This window comes from Streptomyces sp. NPDC006283 (assembly GCF_040613325.1).
Taxonomy (GTDB): Bacteria; Actinomycetota; Actinomycetes; order Streptomycetales; family Streptomycetaceae; genus Streptomyces.
This window is the reverse complement of record NZ_JBEXRZ010000387.1, coordinates 1-3,244: the sequence shown is the minus strand read 5'-3', so window position 1 is coordinate 3,244 and position 3,244 is coordinate 1. Positions and strand designations below refer to the sequence as shown.

The 3,244-nt window shown below is 67.4% G+C and carries 2 protein-coding genes; one reads left to right on the top strand and one right to left on the bottom strand.

The window, feature by feature from the left end; genetic code table 11:
- On the bottom strand, positions 1 to 2,531 hold a 2,531-nt coding region (locus ABZ070_RS36335; RefSeq protein WP_356640357.1), incomplete at its 3' end, for an AAA family ATPase.
- 524 nt (positions 2,532 to 3,055) lie between these two features.
- On the opposite strand from ABZ070_RS36335, the gene ABZ070_RS36330 reads away from it, so the two are divergent.
- A partial coding sequence (locus tag ABZ070_RS36330) for a hypothetical protein (RefSeq protein ID WP_356640355.1) occupies positions 3,056 to 3,244 on the top strand: 189 nt, incomplete at its 3' end.

Here is a 3,244-nt window from a genome sequence, read left to right as displayed (position 1 = left end):
GCCGTACCCCGGTCGTCGCCACCAAGGACCTCAAGGCCGTCGGTTGGGCAGGTCTGGACGTGAAGATCGAGATTGCCCTTGGCCGTGATCAGCATCGGGGTGCGGGCGCCCTGGCAGCGGTCCGCCAGGCGCTGAGCTTTGTGGGTTGCGGCTGTTGCCCGACGAGCCTGACCGGCCGCGCGCCAGGCTGCGGCTGCGGCGGAGGTTGTCTCGGCGGCTGACAGGTCCGCCCCGATGCGCTCAAGCTCGTCCGCGGCTGCCAGGAGCTGTTCGGGTTCGTTCTTGGCCAGAGCTCCGGCCAGATGGGCTCGTGCGGGCGCAAAGGTTCCGTCGCACTGTTCGGCGAGTTCGGTCAGCCGCCCCGCGACGTCCTGTGCCCCACCGAGTCGGGCGACATCGGTGAGCAGCAGTGCCTCGGAGGTGATGTGGCCGTCCTTCCTGGCGCCTTCCGCGGCTTCGGCGAGTACGGCCCGGGCCTGGGCGAGATGTCCACGGGCGGCGTAAAACCATGCCTGTCCCAGTCGCTCCGTCCTGGCTGGGAGGAAGCCAGGAGGAAACTGGCTGGTGGGCTGCTCGGCTAGTGCCCTCTCGGCCGCTTCTAGATCGCCGAGTAGTGCCGCGCACGCAGCCAGGCCGCTGAGCGCTGGTTGTAGTGCCATGGCCCAGCCGTTGGTGCGTGCGAGAGTGGCGGCTTCCGCGTACCAGCGGCGAGCCGTCACTAGATGGCCTGACAACCACTCCGCATGGCCAGCAAGGATAGCCATCCACACCCGCACGCTTGTGCAGGAGGCGGTGACTTCCATGAATGCTTGCTCAGCCGTGGCGCGGGCATCGGCGAGTCGGCCGGTCTCGCTCAAGGCGAATACCAGCGGGATACGCTGGATAGCCGGGTGGGAGACCAGAGTTCGCTCGTCGATTTGTAGGTGAACGGCATAGTTGCTTTCGGCGGTGGATACTGCCTGCATCGTTCGGCCTAGCACGGCCAATCCGATGGGTTTCATCAGTGCCCCTTGCAGCCACGCATTAGTGTCCTGGGTCTGGCTGGCTTCAGCGTCCATATCCTGCATTCGGGCTAGACCATGGGCAGGCTGCCCAGCGCTGATGCGCAGGGAGCCCTCGTTGATCCGCAGCATGCGTTGGTAGGCCGGATCGTGAACTTGTGCCAGGGCGGCGTCGTTGACGGCCAGCGCCTGGTCGCTAGCGGCGACGCCGAAGGCGAGGTTCATAGTCCGGGCCAGCGTTACTGCCACTTTCTTCGCCTCATCAGTAACGGAAGCGTCGGCCTCGCCTAGCACCGCCTCGGCCTGGCTAAATTTGCCCATTTGAAACAAGGCGTCACCGACGGCGACGCGAGTGCCTATGGTGCGGTCACAGTCGGACATGGCTTGGAAGAGAGTGACGGCGCGCTCGTAGTCGTGGGTGTGGCGGGCGTGGGCGGCGGCTCGGAGCAAGAGGGCTGGGTCGGCGGTGCCGGCGGCGTCCAGCTGCCAGGTGGCGATGTGCAGGGGGTCGTCTCGGCGGCGGGCACCGCGGGCTTTGGCCCTTTCGGCCTGTTGAAGCAGCAGGGTGCGGCGGCGTGGGGCGTGGATGCCAGCACGCAGCACCTCCCTGTACAGGGGGTGGGCAAACTGCACGCTGGTGCGGCGCCGGTCGGTGGTGACTTGGGTCAGCCCTGCTTCTTCCAGGTCGGCCAGCGTGTCCAGCGACGCGAGGGTCTGGGCGTCGGCCAACGGCACAAGCTCGCACAGCGCGAGCAGCTCCAGCACGGGCCGAGCCTGCAGGTTGGCGGCGGCCAGTCGCGCTTCGATGAGTTCGATCAGATTTGGTGTGACTACCAGCCAGTCCTTTGCCAGCCTCCAGATCTCCCCGTCACTGGCTAGGCTCCCAGCCTGCAGTGCACCCTGCACGAGCTCCCGCAGATACAGCGCATTCCCGCCGGAGGTGGAATGCAGCTCCTGCAAGGCGTGCCGCCCTATCGGCCCGCCGAGCGCGACCTGCAGCACTTCTCCCGCTTGCTCTGCGGTGAATTCGGTCAGCTCCATCCGATGCACCGCGAGCCCGCTTGTGAGAGCATCCACAGCTTCGGTGACGGGTTCCCCTGTGCGGACCGTGCAGATCAGGCGGACCATGCCGGCGTCCATCAGCTGGCGCAGTAGCACTCCCGATGCCGCGTCCAGCAAGTGCAGGTCATCGACCCAAAACGCCCACCGCCCCTGCTGTGGCCCGGACAGCGCGTGGGCGACCGCCGCGTAACCCTTCACCGGGTCGGACAGATCCACACCAGCTGGGATAAGGTGCGCGATCGCGCCCAAGGGCATCGTGGCGGACGATGCCGATGCGACCGCCCGCACACCCTTGTAACCCGCGCGGACTGCCCGGGCCAGGCACTCCTCGCCCAGCCGCGACTTACCCGCCCCAGCCGACCCGGAAATCACAACCACCTCGCAGTGTCGCTCCCCCCACGCCGCCGTAAAGGCTTCCAGTTCCCTGTCCCGTCCTGCCAGCGGCCACTGGGGCTTCGGCTCCTGCATTCCCTTACCGCCCCCGAGGGGCATGACGGGTGAAGGCAGGGGGCAGCCCCGGCTCCCCACCGAACTCGAGCAGGGCAAGCAGGTCAGCCTTCTCCCAGTCCTCGACACATGCGAGCGGGGTGTCGCCGACCTTGACGCCGGTCAGTTTGCAGGGACGCTCCGGGCGCGGGCGAGACAGCGACGTCGCCGTGCTTAGGTAGCGCGCCCTGGCGGCAAGGGGTGCCTGGAGCAGCGGCATCACGAAGCGCGGGTCGATGGCGTGAGCGGGACGTCGCAGTGCAGCCGGCGCAGGAGTGAAGTGACGGCCGTCTTGTCGCTCGCGTCGATCTGTTCGGCGCTGAAGCGGCTGTCCGTCTTCCAGGGCCGCGACCGCGGCGGCGCTGGCTCTCCTGACAAGAACATGCATGGCCAAACCAACCTCGTTTCCCGGAACGTGATGTGCAGGCGCCGATAGCGGAGGTACCGCCTGTCGGATCCGATCCAACGCGCCTACCACTGTTAACGTCAATCGCGTTGACGTAAGGTTGTTTGAACTCGAAGGGCAGGCCGGTTGCGGGCAGGGCGCGGGCGGCGAGCTGGTGCTGGAGGTGCTCGAAGAGGGTGCCGGGGTGACGGGTTGTGGTGCCGTGGTGGTCGCGGACGTGCACGGCCTGCTCGTGCGTGTGGTAGGTGAGGGTTTCGCCGAGCGGGCCGGCGGGTGCGCCCAGGAACGT